Origin of the sequence: Burkholderia seminalis (genome assembly GCF_001718535.1) — a bacterium.
Taxonomy (GTDB): Bacteria; Pseudomonadota; Gammaproteobacteria; order Burkholderiales; family Burkholderiaceae; genus Burkholderia; species Burkholderia seminalis.
In genome coordinates this window covers 186,151-208,600 of the sequence record NZ_CP013398.1, presented here as the reverse complement: position 1 = coordinate 208,600, position 22,450 = coordinate 186,151, and the positions used below count along the sequence as shown (strand labels likewise).

14 protein-coding genes and 1 tRNA gene are annotated in these 22,450 nt (G+C 69.9%); 7 read left to right on the top strand and 8 right to left on the bottom strand.

The genetic code is table 11. The features are described from left to right. Window positions 1-70: 70 nt before the first annotated feature. The 6 genes from WJ12_RS00850 to WJ12_RS00825 are packed head-to-tail and all read right to left on the bottom strand — an operon-like array spanning window position 71 to window position 11,283. Window positions 71-2,347 (bottom strand): O-linked N-acetylglucosamine transferase, SPINDLY family protein, encoded by a 2,277-nt coding sequence (locus WJ12_RS00850; protein ID WP_069245522.1) that lies wholly within the window; start codon window positions 2,345-2,347, stop codon window positions 71-73. Then, window positions 2,344-4,830 (bottom strand): tetratricopeptide repeat protein, encoded by a 2,487-nt coding sequence (locus tag WJ12_RS00845; protein WP_069245521.1) that lies wholly within the window; start codon window positions 4,828-4,830, stop codon window positions 2,344-2,346. The genes WJ12_RS00850 and WJ12_RS00845 overlap by 4 nt, the downstream gene beginning before the upstream one ends. Beyond that, complete coding sequence (locus tag WJ12_RS00840) at window positions 4,827-7,331, bottom strand: tetratricopeptide repeat protein (protein WP_059559402.1); 2,505 nt, start codon at window positions 7,329-7,331, stop codon at window positions 4,827-4,829. Before WJ12_RS00840 ends, WJ12_RS00845 begins: the two co-directional genes overlap by 4 nt. A 12-nt stretch (window positions 7,332-7,343) precedes the next feature. Continuing rightward, window positions 7,344-8,549, bottom strand: coding sequence for a class I SAM-dependent methyltransferase (locus tag WJ12_RS00835; protein WP_034188099.1), 1,206 nt, complete (start codon window positions 8,547-8,549; stop codon window positions 7,344-7,346). After that, on the bottom strand, window positions 8,546-9,487 hold the full coding sequence (locus WJ12_RS00830) for a UDP-glucuronic acid decarboxylase family protein (protein WP_175028446.1): 942 nt from the start codon (window positions 9,485-9,487) through the stop codon (window positions 8,546-8,548). The genes WJ12_RS00835 and WJ12_RS00830 overlap by 4 nt, the downstream gene beginning before the upstream one ends. Then, a complete protein-coding gene (locus tag WJ12_RS00825; RefSeq protein WP_059559405.1) occupies window positions 9,484-11,283 on the bottom strand; it encodes an O-linked N-acetylglucosamine transferase, SPINDLY family protein in 1,800 nt (599 codons plus the stop codon). Before WJ12_RS00825 ends, WJ12_RS00830 begins: the two co-directional genes overlap by 4 nt. 558 nt (window positions 11,284-11,841) lie before the next feature. On the opposite strand from WJ12_RS00825, the gene WJ12_RS00820 reads away from it, so the two are divergent. From WJ12_RS00820 to WJ12_RS00795, 6 genes are read left to right on the top strand one after another with little or no spacing between them, the layout of a single operon-like run. Further along, a complete protein-coding gene (locus WJ12_RS00820) occupies window positions 11,842-12,627 on the top strand; it encodes a class I SAM-dependent methyltransferase (protein ID WP_034188102.1) in 786 nt (261 codons plus the stop codon). Beyond that, window positions 12,624-14,009 carry an NAD(P)/FAD-dependent oxidoreductase gene (locus tag WJ12_RS00815; RefSeq protein WP_059559406.1) on the top strand — a complete coding sequence of 462 codons (1,386 nt, stop codon included), beginning with the start codon at window positions 12,624-12,626 and terminating at the stop codon, window positions 14,007-14,009. Before WJ12_RS00820 ends, WJ12_RS00815 begins: the two co-directional genes overlap by 4 nt. Before the next feature lie 5 nt (window positions 14,010-14,014). Then, window positions 14,015-14,722 (top strand): WbqC family protein, encoded by a 708-nt coding sequence (locus WJ12_RS00810; protein WP_059559409.1) that lies wholly within the window; start codon window positions 14,015-14,017, stop codon window positions 14,720-14,722. Between the two features lie 10 nt (window positions 14,723-14,732). Next, complete coding sequence (locus WJ12_RS00805; RefSeq protein ID WP_059559412.1) at window positions 14,733-15,383, top strand: class I SAM-dependent methyltransferase; 651 nt, start codon at window positions 14,733-14,735, stop codon at window positions 15,381-15,383. 58 nt (window positions 15,384-15,441) lie between these two features. Continuing rightward, the gene (gene rffA, locus WJ12_RS00800) at window positions 15,442-16,602 is read left to right on the top strand and encodes a dTDP-4-amino-4,6-dideoxygalactose transaminase (protein ID WP_059559414.1); all 1,161 of its coding nucleotides are present in this window, start codon (window positions 15,442-15,444) and stop codon (window positions 16,600-16,602) included. 44 nt (window positions 16,603-16,646) lie between these two features. Next, window positions 16,647-19,442 carry a glycosyltransferase family protein gene (locus WJ12_RS00795; protein WP_059559417.1) on the top strand — a complete coding sequence of 932 codons (2,796 nt, stop codon included), beginning with the start codon at window positions 16,647-16,649 and terminating at the stop codon, window positions 19,440-19,442. 43 nt (window positions 19,443-19,485) lie between these two features. On the opposite strand, the gene WJ12_RS00790 is transcribed toward WJ12_RS00795, so the two are convergent. Together WJ12_RS00790 and WJ12_RS00785 are read right to left on the bottom strand one after the other, a co-directional pair. Then, entirely contained in the window at window positions 19,486-21,015 is a 1,530-nt protein-coding gene (locus WJ12_RS00790; RefSeq protein WP_059559423.1) for a TIGR04222 domain-containing membrane protein, read from the bottom strand. A gap of 207 nt (window positions 21,016-21,222) precedes the next feature. Continuing rightward, a tRNA-Arg gene (locus WJ12_RS00785) sits at window positions 21,223-21,298 on the bottom strand. A 251-nt stretch (window positions 21,299-21,549) separates the two neighbouring features. Here WJ12_RS00785 and WJ12_RS00780 point away from each other — a divergent pair. After that, window positions 21,550-22,434, top strand: coding sequence for a c-type cytochrome (locus WJ12_RS00780; RefSeq protein WP_034188131.1), 885 nt, complete (start codon window positions 21,550-21,552; stop codon window positions 22,432-22,434). The last annotated feature ends 16 nt before the right edge of the window (window positions 22,435-22,450 follow it).

The following is a 22,450-nucleotide window of genomic DNA, read 5'->3' as shown; positions in this document are numbered from 1 at the left end:
GGCTCTTTTTTCGCCGGCAGGCAGGGGGCGAAAGGAGGCGCCTCGCGCGCCCCCGGGCGCCGCGCCTACGCTAGTGCGCGCCGCGCGCCGCCTGTTCGACCGCCGCCGCATGCATCTGCGCGAACGCCGCTTCGAGGTGCCGGGCAAAGCGCGGCGCATCGCACAACGGCGAGCGCAGCAGCCGCTCGCGCAGCCCGGCCCGCACGGCGGCCAGGCGCGGCAGGTCGTTCGCGAACGCGGCCGCCTTCGCGACGTAAGCGTCGTCGCCGTCCGCGATCCATTCCGGCATGCCGAGCGTGTGCAGGATGCTTTCGCCGATATGCGACAGGAAACGGTCGCCGCGCCGCGTGACGAACGGCGCGCCCATCCACAGCCCCTCCATGCTCGTCGTGCCGCCCGGATACGGGAACGGATCGAGCACGATGTCGATGTCGTTGAACGTACCGATATGCGCGAGCCGCTTCGAGCCGCCGCGCAGCAGCAGCCGTTCGGCGGGAATGCCGTGCGCGGCGAAGCGCGCGGCGAGACTCGTGCGCAGCGCCGCCTCGTCGAGCTGCGCCGACTTCAGCAGCAGGCGCGAGCCCGGCACCGCATGCAGCACGCGCGACCACAGCGCGACGACCGGCTCGCCGATCTTGTTCGCGTTGTTCAGGCAACCGAACGTCACGCACCCGTTTCCCTCGGCCGGCAGCGGCCCGACGTCGAGCGGCAGCGCGGGCGGCGTGAAGCACAGATAGCTGTCCGGCAGCCGCCACGGCCGTTCGACGAAATGCGCCGCCTCGTCGGGTGGAAGCACGTGGCGATCGCCGATCACGTAGTCGATCGCGGCGACGCCCGTCGTCGCGAAATAGCCGAGCCAGGTCGCCTGCACCGGCGCCGGCTTCCACGCGAACAGCGGCAGCCGGTTCGACGCCGTGTGACCGCTCAGGTCGACCAGCACGTCGATGCGGTCGGCCGCGATCAGGTCGGCGGCCGCACGGTCGTCGAGCGGCGTGAGGTCGCGCCACAGCGCGAAGTGGCGCTTGAGCGCCGCGGTCGTGTCGTCCTCGACCGGTTGCGTCGCGTAGGCCACCAGTTCGACGCGCGACCGATCGAGCGCCGCGACGACGCTCAGCAGGAACACCGCGACCGGATGCGATTTCAGGTCGCCGGATACGAAGCCGACCCGCAACGCGCGCCCGTTCGCCGGCCGCGGCGCGTGGCGATGCGGCGACGCCAGCGCCGCCATCTGCGCGCCGAACGCGCAGGCGCGCTCGCGCAGTTGCGCCGCCGACAGCCGGTCGGTGCCGGCGCCGTGGAACATGCGGCCCGAGTGCGCGTTGCGAAACGCCGGATCGAGCTCGAGCGCGCGGTCGTAGCTCGCGAGCCCGGCATCGATATGCCACAGCGCACAGAGGATGTCGCCCATCACCGCGTGCATCTGCGCGGTCGGGTTCGGCAATGACAGCGCGACGCGGCAACTGTCGAGCGCGTCGCGCCGCTTGCCCTGCCGCACGAGCGTCTGTGCCAGATGGTGATGCAGTTCGGCGCGATCGGGCGCGACAGCCAGTGCGCGCCGCAGGCTCGCCACCGCACCGTCGAGATCGCCCGCATGATCGAGCGCGGCCGCGAGGCCGAACAACCGGTCGACGTCGCCCGACTCCGCCGCGCACGCGAGGCTCGCGATCGCGGCGTCGAGTTCGCCGCGCTCCAGCAGCAGCATGCCCAGCGCGTGATGCGCGGCGTGCAGGCCCGGCTGCAGCGCAATCGCACGGCGGTAGTGCGCGATCGCGTCGTCGTGCCGATGCTGCGCGCCGCACACGTTGCCCAGGTTGAAACACGCTTCCGCATAGGCGGGATCGAGCGCGAGCGCCTTCTCGTACGCGCGCGCCGCGGCATCCGCTTCGCCCTTGTCCCGCAGCGCGTTGCCGAGGTTGTTGTAGGCCGGCGCATAGTCGGGCCGCAGCGCGAGCGCCTGCGCGCAGCTCAGCATCGCGGCGTCGGCGTCGCCCGCCTCGTGCAGCGCGTTGCCGAGGTTGCTGTGCGCTTCCGCATAACCGGGCGCGAGCGCGATCGCGCGACGATAGGCGCCGATCGCGTCGTCGAGCCGGCCGTGCGCGCGCAGCATGTTGCCGAGGTTGTTCAGGTAGACGGGATCGGCACGCAGCGCGATCGCGCGCTCCATCAGCGCGAGGCCGGCCGGAAACTGGCCGAGCTGGCATGCGAGGAGCCCGAGGAAATGCGTCGCGTCCGGCTGGTCGGGCGCGTCGCGGCGAATCGCCTCGTACAACACGCGCGCATCGTCGAGACGCCCGGCCTGATGGTGCGCGAGCGCCGCGTTCAACCGTTCCGCGACGAGGCCCGTCATGCGCGCGGCTCCGTCGTCTCGCCGGCCGCGTAGCGATCCCACATCCCGTGGAACGCGTCCTCGAGATTGCGCGCGAACCGCGCGGCATCGCACAGCGGCGACGCGAGCGTGCGTTCGCGCAACGTCGCGCGCAACGCAGCCAGCCCGTCGCGATCCTGCGCGAACGCGACGGCCTTGGCGAGATACGACGCTTCGCCGTCGGCGATCCAGTCGCCCATCCCGGCCGCATGCAGCAGACTCTCGCAGATGTGCGTGACGAAGCGCCCGCCCTTCATGCCGATCACCGGCACGCCCATCCACAGCGCTTCGGCCGTCGTCGTGCCGCCCGGGTACGGGAACGGGCTCAGCGCGATGTCGATCCGGTTGTACGCGGCGAAGTATTCCGCGCGCGGCGACCCGCCTTCGAGGATCAGCCGGCCCGCGTCGATGCCGTGCCGCGCGAAGCGCGCGCGCGTCGCCGCATTCAGGTCGCCCGCGCCGAGTTCGTGCGCCTTCAGCAGCAGGCGTGCATCGGGCAGTGCCTGCAGCAGCCGCGACCACAGCGCGACGACGTCGTCGCTGATCTTGGTGAGCTTGCCGAAGCAGCCGAACGTCACGCCGCCGTTCGCGGCCATCGGCAACGGGCCGACCGGCACGTCGTAGGCCGGCGGCGTGAAGCACAGGTAGCTGTCCGGCAGCCGCCACGGCGCCTCGACGAAGTGCTCGGCCTCGTCGGCGGGCAGCGTGTACGCATCGCCGACGAAATAGTCGACCGCGCGCACCCCCGTCGTCGCGAAGAAGCCGAGCCAGCTCGCCTGCACCGGCGCGGGCCGGTGCGCGAAGATCGGCAGCCCGCTCCAGTTCGTGTGCCCGGCGAGGTCGACGAGCACGTCGATGCCGTCGTCGCGAATCATCCGCGCCGCCTGGTCGCGGTTCATGCAGGTCAGTTTCTTCCAGCTCGCGAAGCCCGACTTCAGCCGCGCCGTCACGTCGTCCTCGACCACGAAGGTCACGTACGCATGCGGCTCGATGCGCGTGCGATCGAGATGCGCGAGCACGCTTTCGAGGAAGATGCCGACCGGATGCTGGCGCAGGTCGCCCGACACGAAGCCGACCCGCAGCGGGCGGCCGCGCGCGTCTCGCACGCGCCGGGCGCGATCGTGCTCGAACGGCCGCACGTCGCGCGCCAGGCGTTCGCCGTAGCGGTGCGCCTCGACCACCCAGTCCCGCGGCTCGAACGCCGCCGAGCTCGACATGTTGAACAGCAGGCGCGCATACGCGCGATGCGGGTCGTGCTCGATCGCCTCGCGAAAGGCCGCGACGGCGCCCGCGAAGTCGCGCTTCGCCCAGCGGATGTCGCCGAGCGTCAGCTGGATCTTCACCGGATCGATGCCGAGCGCCTGTGCGATCCGGTATTCGTCCATCGCCTCGTCGAGCTTGTCGAGGCGGAACAGCGCGGCGGCGAGGTTGTGGTGCGCATCGGCGTCGTCCGGGTTCAGGTCGATCGCGTGGCGATGGCTCAACTCCGCGGCCGCCATCCGGTCGAGGTTGTGATACGCGAGGCCGAGAAAGTTGTATGCGTCCGCCAGCTCGGGATCGAGCTCGATCGCGCGCCGGCACAGGTGCACGGACGCCTCGTATTCGCCCTGCTGGCAACGCAGCTCGCCGAGCCGCGCCCAGGCCGGCGCGTAGCGCGGATCGATCTCTCGCGCGCGCTCGAACAACTGGGCGGCGCCGTCGAAATCGTTGATGCTGCGCAACGAGATGCCGAGCGCGCAATGGGCTTCGGCATCGTCCGGCTCGAGTCCCGCGCGTGCATGCGCGAGCGCGCCGTCGAAATCGCCGGTCGCCCGCAGCGCGGCACCCAACCCGCGTTGCGCGACGCGCAGCGCGGGATTCAGTTCGAGCGCGCGGCGGTAGTGCGCGATCGCTTCCGTGTGCTTGTCCTGCGCGCGCAGCACGTGGCCGAGGTTGCTGTGCGCTTCCGCATACGCGGTGTGGAACGCGATCGCCTTGCCGTAGCTGGCCGCCGCCGCGTCGAGTTCACCGAGATCCTGCAACACGTTGCCGAGGTTGTTGTACGCCTCCGCGTAACCGGGCCGCAGCTCGATCGCGCGCGAACAGCTCGCCATCGCCTCGGCCGGGACCCGCGCGTCGCGCAGCGCGTTGCCGAGGTTGTTGTGCGCTTCCGGAAACTCGGGGCGCAGCGCCACCGCGCGGCGGTAATGCGCGATCGCGTCGTCGAGCCGGCCGCATTCGCGCAGCATGTTGCCGAGGTTGTTGAAGTACGACGCGTCCGGCCGCGCCGCGAGCGAGCGCTCCATCAGCGCGAGGCCCGCATCGTACTGCTTCAGCTGGCAGGCAAGCAGGCCGAGGAAATGCATCGCGTCGGGCTGGCCCGGCTGCGCCCTGAGGATCGCGTCGTACAGCGTCTTCGCTTCAGCGAGACGGCCGGCCTGGTGATGCGCCAGCGCGCGTTGCAGGGTGTCGTTGATGTCGTTCATGCTGCGTGTGCCGTTTCCGTATAGCGTGCCCACATGCCGTGGAATGCGTCTTCGAGATGATGTGCGAAACGCGCCGCGTCGCACAGCGGCGACGCGAGCAGCGTGGCGCGCAAATCCGCGCGCAGCGCCGCCAGGCGCGCCCCGTCGGCGGCGGCCGCCACCGCCTTCGCGACATAGTCGTCTTCGTCGCCGGCGATCCAGTCGTTCATGCCGGCCGCATGCAGCAGGCTCTCGCAGATGTGCGTGACGAAGCGCCCGCCCTTCATGCCGATCACCGGCACGCCCATCCACAGCGCCTCGGCCGTCGTCGTGCCGCCCGGGTACGGGAACGGGCTCAGCGCGATGTCGATCCGGTTGTACGCGGCGAAATAGTCGGCACGCGGCGATGCGGGTTCGAACGCGAGCCGGCTCGCGTCAATCCCGTGCCGCGCGAACCGGGCAGCGGTCACATCGCGCACGGCCGCGTGTTCGAGCTCGCGCGCCTTCAGCAGCAGCCGGGCCGACGGCAGCGCGTGCAGCACGCGCGACCACACGCGCACGACGTCGTCGCCGAGCTTCACCAGCTTGCCGAAACAGCCGAACGTCACGCCGCCGTTCGCGGCCATCGGCAGCGGGCCGACCGGTACGTCGTCGGCCGGCGGCGTGAAGCACAGGTAGCTGTCCGGCAGCCGCCACGGCGCCTCGACGAAATGACGGGCTTCGCTTTCCGGCAACGTGTACGCGTCGCCGATGAAGTAGTCGATCGCATCGCACCCCGTCGACGCGAAGAAGCCGAGCCAGCTCGCCTGCACCGGCGCGGGCTTCCAGCCGAATACGGCCAGGCCGCTCGCCTGCGTGTGGCCCGCGAGGTCGACGAGCACGTCGATGCCGTCGTCGTGAATCGTGCGCGCGGCCGCCTGCGGATCGAGCGCGGCGATCGAGCGCCAGGCGGCCGCATGCGGCTTGAGCCGCGCGGTGACCGCGTCTTCTTCGTCCGACGTCGCATAGACGTGCGGTGCGACGCGCGTGCGATCGAGATGCGCGAACACGCTTTCGAGAAAGATCCCGACCGGATGCAGGCGCAGGTCGCCCGACACGAAACCGACGCGCAGCGGGCGGTGCCGCGCGCGCGCCGCACGTTCGCTTACGTCGTGCGGATAACGCGTCGAACGGGCCGCCAGATGCCGGCCGTAGCGGCGCGCGTCGTTCAGGTAATCGGCTGGCTGCACGCTCGCCGACGCGGCCGACGCGAACAGCAGGCGGCTCAGTACATCGGCCGCGCCGTCGTCCGCGTCGTCGCGCACCAGCGCCAGCGCGTCCCGGTACGCGGGCACGGCGGCGTCGACGTTGCCCTGGCCGCGCAGGATGTCGCCCAGATTCACGTGCATCGCCGCGCTCGGGCGGCCGGCCGACAGCGCCTGCCGGCAATACGCGAGCGCGTCGTCGTGCCGCTCGCGCTTGAGCAGCACGACCGACAGGTTGTGGGCGGCGCCGGCATCGGCCGGGTTCAGCGCGAGCGCGGTGCGGTAGCTCGCGTCCGCCGCGTCGAGATCGTTCAGGCCGTGATACGCATTGCCGGCATGGTTGTGCGCATCGGCGAGACCGGGCGCCAGCCGGATCGCATGCTGCGCATGCCGCAACGCCTCCGCGTAACGTGCCTGGCGGCGCAACACGCCGCTCAGGTTCGCATGCGCGACCGCCATCGACGGATCGTGTTCCAGCGCGCGCCCATAGTGCGACGCGGCGCCGTCGAGGTCGCCCGCATCGCGCAGCACGCCGGCCAGGTTGTTGTGCAGGTCCGCATCGCCAGGTTCGGCCGCGACGGCGGCACGCAGCACCCGCGCGGCTTCGCCGAGTTCGCCGAGCGCCCACAGCGACAGGCCGAGGCCGTGACGCGCGGCCGGCAGCGCAGGGCTCAGTTCGAGTGCGCGGCGGTAGTGCGCGATCGCTTCCGTGTGCTTGTCCTGCGCGCGCAGCACGTGGCCGAGGTTGCTGTGCGCTTCCGCATACGCGGTGTGGAACGCGATCGCCTTGCCGTAGCTGGCCGCCGCCGCGTCGAGTTCACCGAGATCCTGCAGCACATTGCCGAGGTTGTTGTACGCCTCCGCGTAACCGGACCGCAGCTCGATCGCGCGCGAACAGCTCGCCATCGCCTCGGCCGGCACCCGCGCGTCGCGCAGCGCGTTGCCGAGGTTGTTGTGCGCTTCCGGAAACTCGGGGCGCAGCGCCACCGCGCGGCGGTAATGCGCGATCGCGTCGTCGAGCCGGCCGCATTCGCGCAGCATGTTGCCGAGGTTGTTGAAGTACGACGCGTCCGGCCGCGCCGCGAGCGAGCGCTCCATCAGCGCGAGGCCCGCATCGTACTGCTTCAGCTGGCAGGCGAGCAGGCCGAGGAAATGCATCGCGTCGGGCTGGCCCGGCTGCGCCGTGAGGATCGCGTCGTACAGCGTCTTCGCTTCCACGAGACGGCCGGCCTGGTGATGCGCGAGTGCCGCCTGCAGTTGCGGTCCGATCGACTCCATCGCGTGGGCCGCTCAATACGGATGCGGTTCGCGCCCGAAGTCGATCAGCCGGCCTTCGTGCTCGATCATCACGGCCGCGGCCGCGATCCCCTCGCGCGACATCTCGGCGACGATGTCGCGTGCGCGCCATTGCGTCGGGATGATGATCACGTCGGCCGGCGCCGCTTTCAGCGCGTCGCGGTATTCGATCTTCTGGCCCGTGCCCGGCACGTAGGTGCCGACCTTGTCGGGATCGGAATCGACGACGAGCGGAAAGCGCGCGGCGTCGGCATCGAAGTGATGGATGAACGCGGCGGCCTTGCCGGTACCGCCCCAGATCGCGACACGCCGCCCCGATTCGGCCAGCGCCGCGAGCTGCCCGGCGATCGCCGCGCGGTGCTCGACCGTGCGGGCCGCGAAATGCGTCGACGCATCGGCACGTTTGCGCGCCTGCTCGGGCACGCCGAGCCGCACCAGCGCATAGACGACTTCGCCGTCGTAGCCGTGCGCGAGCGTGACGACCTCGCCCGCGCGCGCCATCAGCGTGCGGAACGACTCCGTCGTGAACTGCGACACGTGCTCGTAGAAGAAATCGGCGAGGCGTTCGGTCTCGAACACGCGATCGATGCACGGCACTTCCGCGAACAGCCAGCAGGCGTTCGGCTGGCGCGCGGCGCCCCATGCGAGCTGCTCGACGAGCTTCGCGGGTTCGGTCAGGTGTTCGAGCACGTGGCGGATGACGATCGCATCGGGCCGGAAGGCCGGCATGTCGGCGAGCGGCTCGAACAGCCGCGCATGGAACTCGATGCCGTGGCCGGTGCCCGCGCTCGCGTTCGGATCGAAGCCGGCGAAGCGGCCGCCGCGGCTCGCTTCGGCGAGCCCGCGCACGAAATGCCCTTCGCCGCAGCCGATCTCGACGACGGCCGGTTCGGCCGGCAGCGCGCCGAGCAGCAGGTCGCGCGTGGCCGCGAGATGGCCCTTCCAGATCCCGCCGCTGTTGAACATCCGGTTCGGGTTGCTTTGATACGGAATCGCATCGTAGCTGAAGCGGTGGTTCCACACGTGCGAGCACCGCGGGCACTGGACGAAGTCGAGCACATGGCGCGGCAGCCGGCGGGCCGCTTCGGCGGACGCGGGCCAGGCAAGCGTCGCGAGCGTGTGCTCGCCGGCCGGGAAGAACGGCGCGGCAACGGTATGCGCGCAAACGGGGCAGGTGGCGTCGATCAGTTCGGGGGTCATGCATTCACCTGTTTGCGGAAATAGGCGATCGTTTCCTTCAGGCCGTCCTCGAGCGCGACGCCGGGCTGCCAATCGAGGCGCTGACGCGCACGGCCGATGTCGGGGCGGCGCTGCAGCGGATCGTCGGCGGGCAGCGGGCGATATTCGATGCGGCTTTTCGAACCCGTGAGCCGCAGCACGCATTCGGCCAGCTCGCGGATCGTGATCTCGCTCGGATTGCCGAGGTTCATCGGGCCGGTGTCGTCGTTCTGATCCATCATGCGCAGCAGGCCTTCGACGAGATCGTCGACGTAGCAGAACGAGCGCGTCTGGCTGCCGTCGCCGTACAGCGTGATCGGTTCGCCGCGCAGCGCCTGCATGATGAAGTTCGACACGACGCGCCCGTCGTCGGCGCGCATGCGCGGGCCGTAGGTGTTGAAGATCCGCACCACGCGGATGTCGACGCCGTGCTGCCGGTGATAGTCGAAGAACAGCGTCTCGGCGCAGCGCTTGCCTTCGTCGTAGCACGCGCGGGGCCCGTTCGGATTGACGTTGCCCCAGTAGCTTTCCTGCTGAGGATGCTGCTGCGCGTCGCCGTACACCTCGCTCGTCGACGCCTGCAGGATGCGCGCGCCGCAGCGCTTCGCGAGGCCGAGCATGTTGATCGCGCCGAGCACGGCCGTCTTCACCGTCGATACGGGATCGCTCTGGTAGTGCACCGGGCTCGCCGGGCACGCCATGTTGAATACGCGGTCGGCTTCGACATACAGCGGCAGCCACACGTCGTGGCGGATCAGCTCGAAATTGACGTGCCCGATCAGGTGCGCGACGTTGTGCTTGCTGCCCGTGTAGAAGTTGTCGACGCACATCACGTCGTAACCGGCGCCGACGAGGCGCTCGCACAGGTGCGAGCCGAGAAAGCCCGCACCGCCGGTGACAAGCACGGAACGGCCGTTCACGACGCGGCTCCCGGCGCGGCCTCGACGTGGCGCGCCCACATCGCGTGCAGCGCGTCCTCGAAATGGCGCGCGAAGCGGGGCGCGTCGCACAGCGGCGCGGCGAGCACCTGCGCGCGCAACGTCGTGCGCAGCACGGCCAGCTCGGCCGGATTGCGCGCGAACGCGACGGCTTTCGCGACGTACGCATCGTCATCGTCGTCGGCGATCCATTCCGGCAGGCGCGCCGCGTGCAGCAGGCTTTCGCAGATGTGCGACAGGAACCGCGCGCCGCGGCGGCCGAGCACCGGCACGCCCATCCACAGCGCTTCGGCCGTCGTCGTGCCGCCCGGGTACGGGAACGGACTCAGCATCAGGTCGACGCGCCGGTACGCGGCGAGGTATTCGTCGCGCGGCGAGCGGCCCTCGAACAGCAGGCGCGCCGCGCCGATGCCGTGCGCCGCGAAGCGGGCCGACAGCGCGTCCTGCTCGCGCGGGTCGTCCAGATGCGGCGCCTTCACGAACAGCTTCGCGTTCGGCACGTCGGCCAGCACGCGCGACCACACCGCGATCACGCGGTCGGTGAGCTTCGCGAGCTTGCCGAAATAGCCGAAGGTCGGATAACCGTTCGCGAGCATCGGCAGCGGGCCGGCGTCGAGCTCGACAGCCGGCGGCGTGAAGCACAGGTAGCTGTCGGGCAAATGCCATGCGCGCTCGACGAAATGCGCGGCCTCGTCGTCCGGCATCACGTGGCGGTCGCCGAGCACGTAGTCGATCGCGCGCATGCCGGTGCTCGCGAAATAGCCGGGCCAGCTCACCTGCAGCGGCGCGGGCTTCCACGCGAACAGCGGCAGGCGGTTGTGGATCGTGTGGCCCGACGCATCGATCAGCACGTCGATGCGGTCGTCGCGGATCCGGGCGGCCGCGGCGGCGTCGCCGAGGCCCGCGAGGCGGGTCCACGACGCGAAGCGCTGCTTGAGGCGCGCGGTGACGTCGTCCTCGACGTCGCGCGTCGGGTACGCATGCAGCTCGACACGCGCGCCGTTCAGGTGCGCGAGCATCCCTTCGATGAAATAGCCGACCGGATGCGACTTCAGGTCGCCCGATACGATGCCGACGCGCAGCGGCCGGCCGATGCGCGCGGTCAGGTCGACGAGCCAGGTCGACCACGGTTGCGCGCGGCCGGTGACGAGCGCGTCGAAGCGGGCCGCTTCGTCGAGATACGCCTGCTGGTCGAACGCATCGCTGTAGTGGTACGCGAACAGCAGGTTGCTGCGCGGCTCGGGCAGCTCGGGGCGCAGCGCGACCGCGTGCTGGTACGCCTCGAGCGCGGCCGGAATCTCGTTCAGGTCGAGCAGCGCATTGCCGAGATTGTTGTACGCCTGCCCGTGGTCGGGCTGCAGCGCGATCGCCTGGCAAAACGCGTCGACGGCCGCGCGCGCGTTGCCCGCCAGCCGCTGCGCGTTGCCGAGGTTGTTGTACGCGTCGACGTAGTCGGGCCGCAGCTCGATCGCGAGGCGGAAACACTCGGCGGCCGCGGCGGGGCGGTTGTGCGCCTGCATCACGTTGCCGAGGTTGTAGTAGTAGATCGCGTCGGGCTTGATCTCGATCGCCGCCATGATCAGTTCGGACGCCTCCTGATAGCGCCCGTACTGGTGACCGATCAGGCCGAGCAGGTGCAGCGCGTCCGCGTGCCGGGGGTCGGCGTCGAGGAGTTGCCGGTACAGCGTCTCGGCTTCTTCGAGGCGGTCGGCCTGGTGCAGCGCCAGCGCCGCTTCGATCGTGGCGACGGGGGAGTCGGGCAGCGTGAGATCAGTCATCGTGGTAAGCCAGCCTGGGTTCGATAGGGGCGCGCGCACCGGCGCGCGGGCCGGCACGTGATCGCGAAGGCACGCCCGGGCGGATACCGGTCGGCATGCGGGCGGACGGCCTTCGACATGCCAGCATTCTCGGCGCGCGCCAGTCGTTCCAATCGGCGGAGCAGGTGCCGGATTTGGTCGCTTTTCATGTGACCGCGCGGGTGCCGGCATGACGCCGGTCAAGGTTGCGGCTCGAGCGGCGCGGAACGCGGATCGTCGGCCGAGACGGCATGCCGCGCATGGGTGCCGAATCGCGCCGGGCCGCGCCGGATAACGGTTTTCGGCATTGCGGCGGCATGCGGCGGCCGCGCCCGCCCGGCCGCCGGTCGCGGCGGCATCCGTCGAAATGCGGGGTGAAACGGCCCGCTAATCCGCCGTTCGATCCGGGCGCGGATCGATAGACTCGGGCACAGACTTGGAGGCGTCCACCGCGCGGACGATCGCGCCGGGCGCAAGCCGCTTGCCGGCCCGCGGCTGGGGATGCCCTCGAATCCACCCTCAGCGCCTGGAGCCATGTGTATGCACGAGTCCTCAATCATCTCCAACTCGAACGACGATCAGCTCGCCGCGCGGCGCGAACTGTTCGACCTGATGCAGACCTATCCGGCGACGCAGGAGGAACTCGAACGCTCGCTCGGCCTGTTCGTGCGCGGCTCGCTGCTCGCGCGGATTCTCGCGACGTTCGAGGTCTACGAGCAGATCGTGCCGTTGCCCGGCTCGATCCTCGATCTGGGCACCTGGCGCGGGCAGACCGCCGTGCTGTGCGAGAACTTCCGCGCGATCCTCGAGCCGCTGAACTTCCAGCGCCGGATTCACGCGTTCGATACGTTCACCGGCTACGCGGGTTTCTCCGACACCGATTCGCGCGATCGCAAGCTGTTCTCCGACGGCACGTACTCGCTCGCCGGCGACTACGCGGACCTGCTGCGCAACCTGCTGTCGCTGCACGAACGCAACAACGCGATGGGCCACGTGAACGGCAAGCACCACGTGTGGGAAGGCGACTGCCGCGAAACGCTCGCCGCCTACGAGGAAGCGCATCCCGGCGAACCGGTCGCGCTCGCGTGGTTCGACCTGAACGTGCCGGGACCGACGCGCCACGCCTTCGAGACCGTGATGAAGCGGCTCGTGCCCGGCGGCGTGGTCGCGTTCTGGCAGCTCACGCGCGGCGGCCAGACGCCGGCCGAAGGGATCCACTACGTGCGCGAGCTGCTCGGCAAGCACCCGCACCGCATCCACAAGGCGAAATCGTATCCGTCGCTGTGCTATCTGACGTTCCCGGAAGGCGGCGGGGTGCGCCCATGAAGATCGTGATCCTCGGCAACGGCATCCTCGGGCTGATGACGGCCCGTGCCTGGCAGCGCGCCGAGCCGGGCATCGAGCTCGTCGTCGTCGGTCCCGCGCAGCGCCCAGGTTCCGCGACGCGCGCGGCCGCCGCGATGCTCAACTCGTTCACCGAACTGGAAGGCGATTCGCTCGGCACGCCGCTCGACCGCTTCAAGTTCGAGCTGAGCCGCGCGGCGACCGCCGCCTGGCCCGGCGTGTTCGCCGAGATCTGCACACCGGCGCACGCGGTCGCGCACGGCTTCGGCACCTACGTGCTCAACAACGCGGCCACCGACGCGCTCGACGACGAGAACTTCGCGGCGATGCGGCGCTTCTGCCGCGAATTCGAGGAGCCGTGCGAGGCCGTCGATCCCGCCGGCATCCCGAACTATCACCCGCATCCGCAGTTCCGCGCGCTGAACGCGGTGTATCTGAGGCGCGAAGGCTGGACGAACCCGAAACAGTTTCTCGATGCGCTCCAGGCCAGCGTGGCCGCGGCAGGCCCTGTCACCTTCGTTTCGGCCGAAGTCGAGCGCATCGACGTCGCGAGCGGGCGCGTGACCGGCGCCCGGCTGAGCGACGGCTCGACGGTCGAGGCCGACCGCTTCGTGCTCTGCAACGGCGCGAACCTGACGCGCGTGCTGCAGGCGAGCGTGCCGGAGCTGCCGGTGCAGCGGCTGTTCTACGGCATCGGCATGTCGATCGAACTGCAGAGCAGCGAGAACGTGCATACGCACTGCGTGCGCACGACCAACCGCGGCCTCGCGTGCGGCGTCTATTCGGCGCCGTACGGCCCGGACCGCACGCTCGTCGGCGCCAGCAACTACATCAGCCCGGTGCCGCACGAACACGGGCATGCCGGCAGCGCGTACACGCTGCTCAAATCGGCGATGGACCAGATCAATACGCGTTTCTCGCGCGCGAATCTCGTCAACGTCAACGTCGGCTGGCGCCCGACGACATCCGATCTCTATCCGCTGATCGGCGCGACCAGCGTGCGCGACCTGTGGATCCTCGGCGGCACCAAGCGCGACGGCTTTCATCTGTCGCCGGTGCTGTGCCGCGACCTCGTCGCGGCGATGCGCGGCGAGCCGATCGACCCGCGTTATGCGGACCTCGCGCCGGAGCGGCCGCTGATCCGCAACCTGTCGCGCGAGGCGGCGATCGCCAAGACGGTCCGCCACCAGATCAACGCGGCTTTCCAGCACGACTTCGTCCCCGCGCGCAACCGCATGGTCGAACAGCTCGAACGCGCGAGCCGCGCGGATCTCGAGGCGCTGCACGACCGGCTCGGCGCGACGGACTGGGGCATTCCGCCCGAGCTCGTCGACATGTACCGGTACGGTCACATCCCGGCCTGATCGACATGAATCCGCAGCCGAAGCGCATCGCGATCGTCCAGTCGAACTACATCCCTTGGAAGGGGTACTTCGACCTGATCGCCGCGACCGATGAGTTCATCCTGTACGACGACGCGCAGTACACGCGGCGCGACTGGCGCAACCGCAACCAGATCAAGACGCCGCAAGGCGTGCAGTGGCTGACCGTGCCGGTCAAGGTGAAAGGCCGTTATCACCAGAGCATTCGCGAAACCGAGATCGACGGCACGCAATGGGCACAGCAGCACTGGACGCGGCTGCGGCAGAACTACGCGCGTGCGCCGCATTTCGCGCGCTACGCGGAGCAGCTCGAGGCGCTTTACCTGAACGGCCGGCACGGCACGCTGAGCGCGCTGAACCTCGCGATGCTGGCCTGGATCAACCGGCAGCTGGGCATCGCCACGCGCATTTCTTCGTCGTCCGACTACACGCTGGAAGGCGACCGCACCGACAAACTGCTGAACCTGTGCCTCCAGGCCGGCGCGACCGAATACCTGTCGGGCCCCGCCGCACGCGACTACCTCGACGAGAGCCGGTTCGCGGCCGAAGGCATCGCGGTGCGCTGGTTCGACTATCCGGCCTATCCGCCCTATGCGCAGCTGTGGGGCGAGTTCGTGCATGGCGTGACGGTGCTCGACGTGCTGTTTCATTGCGGCCCGGAGGCGCGCCGCCATGTCGTGACCGGCCGAACCTGAGGACCACGCGATGCACGATTCCCGACACTCGAGCCTGCTGGCGGACGTCGCCGCCTATTACGGCGCGCGCCTCGCCGAGCACGGACAGACCGCGCGCGGCGTGGACTGGAACGGCGAGGACGGCCAGCGGCTGCGCTTCGCACAGCTGACGAAAATCGTCGCACCCGATGCCGACGCCTTTTCGGTCAACGACATCGGCTGCGGTTATGGCGCGCTGGTGGATTTCCTCGACGAGCATGCGGCGGGACGCCGTCATGCCTACGCGGGCAACGACGTGTCGCCCGAGATGGTCGACGCGGCACGGCAGCGTTATCGCGACCGCTCCGACGTGTCGTTTCACGTCGGCGATACGCCGCTGGCGAGCGCCGACTACGGCATCGCGTCGGGGATCTTCAACGTCCATCGCGGCCACGACGACGCGACGTGGCTCGACTACATCCACACGACGCTCGACATGCTGCATGCGACGAGCCGACTCGGCTTCTCGTTCAACTGCCTGACGTCGTATTCCGATCCGCCGTTCATGCGCCCCGAACGGCTCTACTACGCCGATCCGTGCGCGCTGTTCGATCGCTGCAAGCGCCGCTACTCGCGGCACGTCGCGCTGCTGCACGACTACGGGCTGTACGAATTCACGCTGCTCGTCAGGAAGGACGGCTGAACGCACCCCGCGCAAGCTGCCGCCCGTCGCCCCTCATATGCTCCCGCGGAGTCCCGTCATGTTCGCTCCTCCCAATCTCGACCGCATTCCGTTCGGCCGGCCGTTCATCGTCGGCAAGGAGCTCTACTACATCGCGAAAGCGGTGGAACAGGGCGGGCTCGCCGGCGACCAGGCCTTCACGAAGCTGTGTCACCAGTGGCTCGAAGCGCGCATCGGCTGTCATCGCGCGCTGCTCACGCATTCGTGCACGGCCGCGCTGGAGATGGCCGCGATCCTCACCGACGTCGGCCCGGGCGACGAGGTGATCATGCCGTCCTACACGTTCGTGTCGACCGCCAATGCATTCGCGTTGCGCGGCGCGACGCCCGTCTTCGTCGACATCCGGCCCGACACGCTGAACCTCGACGAGAAGCTCGTCGCGGCCGCGATCACCGAGCGCACGCGCGCGATCGTCCCGGTTCACTACGCGGGCGTGGCGTGCGACATGGACACGATCTCGCACCTCGCGGCCGATTACCGGCTGTGGGTCGTCGAGGACGCCGCGCAGGCGATCCAGTCGACCTGGAAGGGCAGGCCGCTCGGCAGCATCGGCCACCTCGCGTGCCTCAGCTTCCACGAGACCAAGAACGTGATCGCCGGCGAAGGCGGTGCGCTGCTCGTCAACGACGAACGCCTCGTCGAGCGTGCGGAAATCGTCCGCGAGAAGGGCACCAACCGCAGCCAGTTCTTCCGCGGCCACGTGGACAAGTACACGTGGGTCGACGTCGGTTCGTCGTACCTGCCGGGCGAGCTGATCGCCGCGTTCCTGTACGCGCAGTTCGAACACGCGGACGTGATCACCGCGCAGCGGCGCGCAACCGTGAAACGCTACGAAGACGCGCTGCGGCCGCTGCACGAAGCCGGTCACATCACGCTGCCCGCCACGCCGCTGAGCGAGCAGGGCAACGGCCACCTGTTCTATCTCCTCACGCGCAACCTCGCCGAACGCACGGCGCTGCTCGAACGTATCCGCGACGCGGGCGTATTCGCCGTGTTCCATTACGTGCCGCTGCACAGTTCGCCGGCGGGCCTGCGCTACGGCCGGTGCGGCTCCGGCATGCAGGTTACCGACGACGTCGCCGACCGGCTCGTGCGCCTGCCGCTGTACCACGCGATGAGCGAGGCGGAACAGGATCGCGTCATCGACGTGGTATCCGATTTCTACCGGGCCGGCACGTAACCGGCCGCCCGTCGCCCTTCATCGCGCCTTTCGCCATTCGTCCCATGAACGACTCGCCCCGCATCTTCGCGCCGCTCGACCATCCGTACTACCTCACCGCGCCCGGCTACAAGCAGACGTCGGGCGGCGTGCGCGCGATGCACTACCTGTGCCATGCACTGAACCTGCTCGGCTGCGAGGCCTACCTCAAGACCACGGAAGTGCATCCCGCGCTGCGCACGCCGTTGCTGACGCAGGAGATCGCGCAGGCCCACTTCGAAGCGGGCCGCAGCCCGGTGGCCGTGTATCCCGAGATCGTCGAGGGCAATCCGTTCGGTTCACGCTGTGTCGCGCGCTATCTGCTCGCGGAACCCGGCCGCATCAACGGCAACCCGCTCGACCTGGCGCCGACCGATCTCGTGTTCGCGTTCGGGCCGACGATCGTGCCCGACGGATGGCAGGCCGACCTGCTGAGAATCCCGCTCGTCGATACGCGCATCTTCCACTGCGACGGCGTCGACGACGCGACCCGCAGCGGCACGGCCGTCTTCCTGAACCGCCACCTTCGCCGCGGCGGCAGCCTGCATCCGGCGACGGCCGAATCCATCGAGATCTCCGGCCGCGTGCCGGAGCGCTCCGCGCACGAGCTCGCCGAACTGTTGCGCCGGGTCGAATGCGTGTACCTGTACGAGTGGTCCACCATCGCCTTCGAAGCGCTGCTGTGCGGCTGCCCGGTCGTGTGCATCCTCAACGACGCGTCGATGCCGGACGCGGAGCGCTGGGTGATGGGCGGCAAGGGCATCGCATGGGGACTCGATCCGCGCGAAATCGCGCACGCGAAAGCGACCGTGCATGAAGCGCGCGACGTCTACCGGGAAGAAGAGGCAACGTTCTGGCGGCAATTGCGGCACTTCGTCGACAAGACCCAGGCCCATGCCAGCGCGCTCGATGCGCGGCCCGATTCGCATGGCCCGGCAGGCGCGCGGGCGGCAGCGGCGCGCGCAGTGCGGCGCATGGCCGTCGTCTGCGCCGAACCGGCCACGCACCCGCACGTCGCGGCGCGGTTCGGCACCCCGTTCGGCCAGCTCGATCGCGAATGGGCCGTGGACTTTCCCGTCGGCAGCAACGGCATCGACCTCGACGCGCTCCAGCGGGCGGACATCGTCGTCCTGCACGGCGCGGTCGCAAGCCTGCTGTCGGGCCCCGCGCTCGAGCAGATGTTCGCGCTCGGCAAGCCGGTCGTCTGCGATCTCGACCGGCCGCTCGACGCGCTCTCGCTCGATGGCCCGGAAGTCGCCGGCAGCGCGCGCCGGCTGGCCGCGATGCACGACGCGATCCGGCGTGCCGATGCGCTGGTCGTGCCGTCGGACGCGATCGCGCGCACGTACCGTCACGTCAATGCGGCGGTACACGTGCTCCCCGGCGATGCCGACTGCATCCGCCACGGTACGCTGTACGCGTGGCTCGCCGAACAGGGCCGGCGGCCGGTTCGCGCACCGGCACCCGCGCCGGGCGGCGCGCACGTGCCGCGTGCCTGGCAGAAGAAGCGCCTCGTCGCCTATGCGCTCGATCCGGTCGACGGTGCGTCCGTGCAGCGCCGCGTCGCGCTGCCGTTCGCGCGGCTCGGCAACGATTGGGAATTCGTCTGGGGCATGGCCGACGGCAACGCGATCGCCACGGCGGACGCCGTGCTGCTCGATCGCCACACGCCGGGCCGGCTGTCGCTCGACGGCCTGCGCGCGATCTTCAAATTCGACAAGCCGGTGATTTATGCGACCGACTGCCCGCCGCCCGCGGCGCCGGACGATCCGGCGTGGACGGGCATCGCGTATACGCTCGGCAACGCCAGCGCTGTCGTCATCCCGACGCCGGATCTCGCGCACCGCTACCGGCCGTGGAACCCACGCGTGTTCGTGCTGCCCGACGGCGTCGATCTCGACCTGTTCCTGCGGCCGGTGCCGGCCCGTGCGGCGGATCGCGTGACCATCGGCGTCGCGGGCGACGCGCTGCTGCCGGCCAACTTCGCACGCGTGGACGCCGCGCTGCGCGCGGTCTGCGCGCGCCACGCCGGCCGCGTCGCCGTGCAGCTCTTCGGCACGCACGCGCCCGCCGGCTGGGCGGACCATCCGGCAGCCTCCTTCCTACCCGCGCCCGATGCGTACCGCGCGTATGCGCAGCAGTTGCGCGCGCTGGACTGGGACATCGCGTTGCTGCCGCTCGCCGATGCCGATGACAACGCGGCCGGCGCCATCCGGCGACAGGAATTCGCGGCCGCCGGCATCGCCGTGGTGGCGAGCGACCTGCCGGCGCTTCGCATCGGCCTGAACGACGGCGACGACGTACTGCTTGCCGGCGACGACCCGCACGCGTGGGACGACGCGATCGACCGCCTGGTCACGCAACCCGCACTGCGCCGGCGGCTGGCCCGCACCGCGCAGGCACGCGTGCGCAAGCGCGACGCGCTGCAGGCGCAACTGCCGCTGCATCGCGAACTTTACCGGTTGTGCGTCGAACGTCAGGGCACGGCCGTGCAGTTGCCGCCGCGCGAAGCGCCGATTCCGGGCGTGCTGATCCTCGACGCCGCCGGCGACGTCGAGCGTGTGCGGGCCGCGCTGCGGATCGTCGCGGCACGCGCCGAACAGGATCTGCTGAACGTGGTGCTGACGACGTCGCCCGACCCGCTGCCCGAGTGGACGGACCGGCTGCGTTACCTGCGGGCCACGCCGCACGAGTATGCGGCCACGGCCGACCAGCTCGCCGCGATGCCGGCGTTCGACTGGTTCACGATCATCGACGCCGCGGACACCGAAGCCGGAGACGATATTCAGGAGACGACCGCCGCGGATGCGGCGATCGATTGACGAAGGCGCCCGGTCCCCATCGTGCCTTCGTGACCGGGCGCGCTCAGTTGCTCGACGAGCATCCGCCGCAACTGCTCGAACTGCAGGAGCTGGAGTTGCACGAACTCGACGAACTGCAGCTCGACGACGAGTCGCTCGAACCGTAGGAGGAACCGGTCGATCCGCCCGCCCGTGCGGCGGCCGGCGCCAACGGCGGCGGCTCCATCAGCACCATGGAATGTGCAGCCCATGCGGTGCCGGCCAGCGCGCCCGCGCCGAACAGCGCGGCGGTCCACAGCAATGCGTCCGGCCCGTCGTGATCGTCGCTGCGCACGGTCCGCCGCGCGGCGAGCGACGCCTGCCCGCCCACCGTCAGGCCAGGCCGCCCGAATCCGGTCAGCCGCCCCACGATGATGCGGTACGCAATCGCAAACGCCGCCATGCCGATGACGAGCAACAGGACCGGCCGCCCCCGGCTCAGCCCGACCGCCAGTTTCGCCGCGCCCGTGCCGAGCACCAGCAGCGCAATCGCGCGTGCGGCCATGCGCGCCGTCCGCAGGTCGCCCGGCGCCCAGAAGCAGCCACGCGCGCGCAACGATTTCGCGTGCTCGGCAGCGTGACGCGCCAGCAGCTGGCGGAATGCACCGAAGCTGGCCTCCCCGTCAGGCTGCCCGGCCAGCCATTCGCATGCGTCCGCGTACGCGCCCGCCCGAGTCGCGTCGATGAGCCGCACGCGCCCACCCAGCCGTCCGGCCATCGTCAGATCGATCGCGCCCGCATGGACGAGCGAAAGCGTCGCGACCTGCACGACCCGCGACGCGTCGCCGGCGAGGTACGCGGCCTCCTCGGCGGTCAGGTCCGATGGGAATGCGCGCCTGCGCCGGCATCGGTATTCGATCTGTTGCAGGAGCCCGATCAGCAGCAGCGCGGCGATGCAGACCGGAATGTAGAACGCGAGAAACCGCGGCCCCGTGTAATCCAGCACGTTGAAGTCCTGCGCCGATGCGCAGGTCGCGGCGACGCTTGCGGCGGCCGCCGGCCACGCGAGTTTCGGCAGCCGGATGCCCAACGCGCGGCGCGGCGCAGCGGCGGCCGGCTCGTCTGCCTGCGGCGCCGCCGCTTCGGCCGGCCGATCGACCGGGCGCGGCCAGATCGATTCCGGCGGCTCGTGGCCGAACATCCGGCGATAGCTGTCGAGCGTGTCGCGATAGCGCCGCGCATACACGGCGCCCTCGTCCGACGCGCCCGTACCGGGCATGTGATGCAGCCGCGCGCGCAGCACGCCGGCGCAGAAGACGTCCCAGTATTCGAGCGTGTACTGCAGGTGGAAATGCCATGCGGCATCGACCGCGACCGACGGTGTGACCGGATGCCCGGCCGCCTGCGCGAGAAACGCGAAGCGCTTGTATTCGTCGATCACGGCCAGCGCGTGGGCATGCGACCAGCCTTCGGCTTCGGCGAGGCGCCGGCTGTACGGCAGCGGCGCGCGTGGATCGTCGGGGGAATAGGCGTGCAGACGCGCGAGCAGCGCCTGTTGCGCATCGGTCAGCGCGCGCGCATCGACGGTGGTCGGGGTAGACGGAAGGGCTGCCATCGGGAGTCGGCGTGATGCGCGGACGGCCGCCGCGATCGACGCTTGAGTTGTCGTTGCGGGAGATTCTCGCACGGCGGTGAGGCGGGGAATTGCGTGGGGACGGTGCGGGAAATGACGATGATCGACGCAATGCCGTGCGGTGACGCTACGCCTGGCCGATTTCGGAACAACGGATCGGGGAAACTCGACGCCTGGAATCAGGCCATATGGCGCGCCCGGCTGGGATCGAACCAGCAACCCCTGCCTTCGGAGGGCAGTACTCTATCCATTGAGCTACGGGCGCGTGAGACAGTGAAGCGACCCCATATACAGGCCGCCCACGTTTGGCAAGACGGCAAGGATACCCGGTTTCCCATGACGCGTCCACCTTACCCGCCGAATGGCCGCCGGGCCTTGCTGCGTGCGGGTAAACACGCGCCATCGCATCGCTCGCCGTGATGTAAACGTTCCGTCTATAATCGTCCGTGCTTCATTGGACTGCCATTTTGCCGTTGCACCGCGCTCACAATTCCTATTCATGGAGACGAGGCAAGCATGAGCGAAGCACCCCACGAATCTCCCGTCAAAACCCCCGGGCAGCTGATTGCCGTCATCATCGCGTCGTTCGCGATTCCGATCATCCTGATCGTCCTGTTCGCCAACTATGCGAACCATGCGTTCCGTTCCGGCGCCGGCACGGATGCGCTGTCCGACGAGCAGGTCGCCGCGCGCATCGCGCCACTCGCGAAGGTCGACGTGAAGGACGCCAACGCGCCCCGCACGTACAAGACCGGCGAGGCGGTCTACAAGGCCGTCTGCGTGACCTGTCACGGCACCGGCGCCGCCGGCGCACCGAAGTTCGGCAACAAGGACGACTGGGCGCCGCGCATCTCGCAAGGCTTCGACACGCTGCTGAAGACGGCCCTCGCCGGCAAGGGCGCGATGCCGCCGCGCGGCGGCACGAGCCCCGACGACGTCAGCGACTATGAAATCGCCCGCGCGATCGTCTACATGGCGAACAACGACGGCGCGAACTTCCCCGAACCGGCCGCCCCGGCTGCCAATGCCGCGCCCGCCGCCGGCGCCGCCGCATCGGGTGCCGACGCGTCGAACGCGCAGGCCGCCGCCGCCATGGCCGCGATCGCCGCGATTCCGAAGGCCGGCGAAAAACCCGCGGCCGCGCCGGCCAGCGCCGACGCGGCAACGGCCGGCAAGGCGCTGTACACGTCGACCTGCCAAGCCTGTCACGCGGCCGGCGTGCTCGGCGCACCGAAGTTCGGCAGCAAGGAGGACTGGGCGCCGCGCCTGAAGGACTCGATGGACACGGTCTACAACTACGCGCTGCACGGCAAGGGCGCGATGCCGCCGAAGGGCGGGTCGACCGCGTCGGACGCCGACGTGAAGGCGGCCGTCGACTACATGGTCAACGCGTCGAAGTAATCACGCCGGGCCATCC